Origin of the sequence: Streptomyces sp. PU-14G (assembly GCF_041028275.1) — a bacterium.
Taxonomy (GTDB): Bacteria; Actinomycetota; Actinomycetes; order Streptomycetales; family Streptomycetaceae; genus Streptomyces.
On the sequence record NZ_JASKYT010000554.1, the window covers coordinates 1 to 3548 of the forward strand.

The following is a 3548-nucleotide window of genomic DNA, read 5'->3' on the forward strand; positions in this document are numbered from 1 at the left end:
GCTGCCGGGGCTGGCGCTCGCCCTGGTCGCCTCCGCGCTGTTCGCCGTCGCGCACGTCCCGGCGCTGGATGTGGCTGGCCGCCTGGCCCGTCGTCGCCGTCCTCGCGCTCTCCAACGAGCCCGCACCGCTGTACGTCCTGTGGCAGGACGACATCGGCTTCTCCTCCGCCACCCTGACGGCGGTCTACGCCTTCTACATCGCGGGGCTGCTCGCCACCCTCACGGTCGCGGGCACCCTCTCCGACCGTTTCGGGCGCAAACCCGTGCTGCTGCCGGGGCTGGCGCTCGCCCTGGTCGCCTCCGCGCTGTTCGCCGTCGCGCACTCCGTACCCGCGCTGGCCGTCGCGCGACTGCTCAGCGGCGTGGCGGTGGGAGCGTTCCTCTCCGCCGGCATGGCCGCCGTCTCCGACCTGGCCGACCGTACGCAGAAGCGCACCGCGGGGCTGGTGGCCTCCTCCGCCATGGTGGGCGGCGCCGCGGTGGGGCCCCTGCTCGCCGGGCTGCTCTCCGAACTGGTACCCGGGCCGTCCGTGACGGTCTTCCTGGTGCAGATCGCCCTGCTGGGGCTCGCGCTTCCGGTGGTCGTCGGTGCGCCACTGCCCCGCCGCACCGACACCCCGGCCACCTACACCCCGGCCACCGGCACCCCGGCGACCGACGGGACGACGACCCACGGGACGGCGACCCACGGGACGGCGACCCACGGGACGGCGACCGACGGGACGGCGGCGCGCCGGCGCCGCCGGGTACGGATCCCCTCCGCGCCCCGCGCCAACCGAGGGGAACTCCTCCTCGGGCTCGCGGTGTTCGCTCCCGCGATCGCCGCAACCGGCTTCGTCCTGTCGCTCGGCCCCACGCTCCTGGCCGACCTGCTGCACACCAGCAGCCGGATACTCTCCGGCGCCACCATCTTCGTCCTGTTCGCCGCCGCGACGGGCGTGCAGTTCGCCGCGCGTCGTCTGCGCACCCGCACGGACCTGCTGTCGGGCGCGGCGCTGACGATCCTGGGCATGGTGGCGCTCGCCCTCGCCGTCGCCACGACCTCAGTGACCGCCCTCGTCACCTCCGCCGTGCTCGCGGGGCTCGGCCAGGGGCTGACCCAGCTCGGCGCCTTGACGATGCTCAGCGCGAACGTTCCCGCCCGGCGCCTCGCCGAGGCCAACGCCGCTCTCACCGCCGGGGGTTACGTGCTGGCGGGCGCGCTTCCCCTCGCCGCCGGCGCGCTCAGCGACGCCACGTCCCTCACCACCGGCACCGCCGTCTTCAGCGCGACCGTCGCCGCGCTGTCCCTGGCGGGGGCCGGTGCCGTACGGGCGGGGACGGCCGCCGCCCCGGTCACCTCGCGAGCCGCCACCGCACCAGTCACCGCACCTGTCACCGCACGAGCCCGCACCGGCCCGGTCACTGCGCGAGTCCGCACAAGTCCAGTCGCCTCGCGAGCTCGTACAGCTCCGGCAGCCGCAGCACCCGCCACGGCCCGGCCCCCCGAGGACCGTCGGCCGACGGCTTCCCCGACCGCTCCTCAGGGCGCTCCTCCGGTCGCACCTCCGGCCGCTGCTCCGGCCGCTCCTCCGGCCGCTCCTCCGGTCGCTTCTCGGCCGGGAAACCCGGCAGGGGAACGTGCAGCGGTGCGGTCCACCGAGTAGGGATCGCGTCCACGCCGTAGTACGCGCCCGCGAGGCCACCGGTGATGGCGGCGACGGTGTCCGTGTCGCCGCCGAGGTCGACCGCGGCGCGTACCGCGTGCGGGAAACCGTCCGTGGTGCGCAGCGCCCAGACCGCCGAGCCGAGTGCCGGCCAGACGGCGCCGTTGAATTCGGTGGCCGCCTCGGGATGCCAGTCCGGCGCCAGGACGGTGGCATAGCGTTCCCGGTGCTCCGAGTCCACGCACGCCAGCAGGGACGGCAGTTCGGCGAGCGGGTCGGCGCCGTCCAGCGCCAGCCGGACCAGTTCGTGCCAGAGGGCGGTGCCCTCCCACGCGGCCGGATCCCCGTGGGTGAGCGCGGTGATCCGACTCGCCGCGTCCATGGTGGCGGCGCGCCCCGCGCGGGCGAACCGGACCGCCGAGGTCGCCGCCCGCATCAGTCCGCCGTTGCCCGCGGCGCGCCCGGTGGTCCGAAAGTGCTGGGCGGCGGCCGTGTCCCAGGGCAGGCCGCAGGTCAGTACGTCCTCGGTCTGGAGCCCGATGTCCTTGGGGTCGGCCGCCGCCCACCGCTGGAACCGCGCGAAGAGGTCCGCCGGGTCCAGGCCGCCGCAATCCAGCAGTGACTCGGCCACGAGGACGGCCATCTGGGTGTCGTCCGTGGCCTCGCCGGGGTCCCAGCCGCCGCCTCCGGTCAGGTCGCCGGGTTCGCCGCGGCCGTACCGCGCGGAGAAGGCGCCCGGCGGCCCGAACTCGAACGGCGCTCCCAGCGCGTCACCCACCGCGGAGCCGATGACCGCCCCCGCACACCGTTCGAGCCTCCCCACGCCCCGGACCCTACCGTCACCGGCCCGAACGGCACGTGGCTGACCGCCACGCGTCCGACCGGCACGCGTCCGAACGGCACCCACCCGCCCGGGACGTGGGCGACCGGGACGTGGCCGACCGGCCGCCGGGCGCGGAGGTTTCGCGCCCGGCGCTCACGCGCCGTCCAGCACCTCGCGCCACGCCCGTACGGCGGCCGGGTCGACGGGGGCGTCCCAGCCCTGGGGGCGGGCGGCGCCGCCGATGTGGAAGGCGGTGATGCCGGCCCGGCTCAGGCCGGGAACGTGGGAGAGGGTGAGACCGCCGCCCACCATCAGCCGGGGGCGGTAACCGGGTTCGCCTGCCGCGGTGCGGGCGGCCTCGGCCAGCAGGACGTCGTAGCCGTCGGTGACGCCACCCGCCGAACCGGCCGTGAGGTAGGTGTCGAGTCCGGGCGCCTCGGCGAGCTGCTTGCGCAGGGCGTCGCGGTCGGCAGCGCGGTCGATGGCCCGGTGGAACGTCCACCGGCAGCCCGAGACGGCGTCCGCCACCGCTTCCACGGCCCGCAGATCGGCTTGGCCGGAGTCGTCGAGGAAGCCGAGGACGAACTCCTCCGCGCCCTCCGCCCGCAACGCGCGGGCCCGCTCGCACAGTGCTTCGACACCGGTGTCGCCTCCGGTGAGGAAACCGTCGGTGAGCCGCAGCATCACGCGCAGGGGGAGGGCGACGGCCGCCCGGATGGCGGCGAAGGTCTCCAGCGCGGGGGTCAGCCCGTCGGCGGCCATGTCGGCGACAACCTCAAGGCGGTCGGCCCCTCCGGCCTCCGCGGCGGCCGCGTCCTCCGCACTGAGCGCGATCACCTCAAGAATTGGTCTAGACATATCGCACAGACTGCCATACGCCAGCGACCGCCGGAAGACGCCACTCACCGAGATCCACACCGTGGAACACAATGGAAAGATGGCGACGACGGAACCGCACAGCGACGCACCACGGGACGGCGCCTCCTCCGGTGCCCCCGCGGACGCGACGCACCGCGCCCTGCTCACCCGCTGGACCAGCCTGCTCCTGCGCGCCCGCACCCCCGCCGACACCCCCGGCG

At 75.5% G+C, this 3548-nt stretch carries 2 protein-coding genes and 1 pseudogene; 1 reads left to right on the forward strand and 2 read right to left on the reverse strand.

Annotation, left to right across the window (positions count from 1 at the left end; translation table 11 throughout):
• Positions 1-68: 68 nt before the first annotated feature.
• Positions 69-1298, forward strand: a pseudogene (locus tag AB8Z75_RS33220) (MFS transporter); the annotation flags it as partial.
• A gap of 103 nt (positions 1299-1401) precedes the next feature.
• Here the strand turns inward: AB8Z75_RS33220 and AB8Z75_RS33225 are convergent.
• Both AB8Z75_RS33225 and AB8Z75_RS33230 read right to left on the reverse strand, forming a co-directional pair.
• Positions 1402-2469 carry an ADP-ribosylglycohydrolase family protein gene (locus tag AB8Z75_RS33225; protein WP_369208588.1) on the reverse strand — a complete coding sequence of 356 codons (1068 nt, stop codon included), beginning with the start codon at positions 2467-2469 and terminating at the stop codon, positions 1402-1404.
• A gap of 153 nt (positions 2470-2622) precedes the next feature.
• Positions 2623-3327, reverse strand: a complete 705-nt coding sequence (locus AB8Z75_RS33230; RefSeq protein ID WP_369208590.1) for a copper homeostasis protein CutC — start codon at positions 3325-3327, stop codon at positions 2623-2625.
• Positions 3328-3548 lie beyond the last annotated feature (221 nt).

Coding starts and splice junctions, on each gene's coding strand:
- AB8Z75_RS33230 (WP_369208590.1), bottom strand. CDS start 3,327: ATGTCTAGACCAATTCTTGAGGTGATCGCGCTCAGTGCGGAGGACGCG.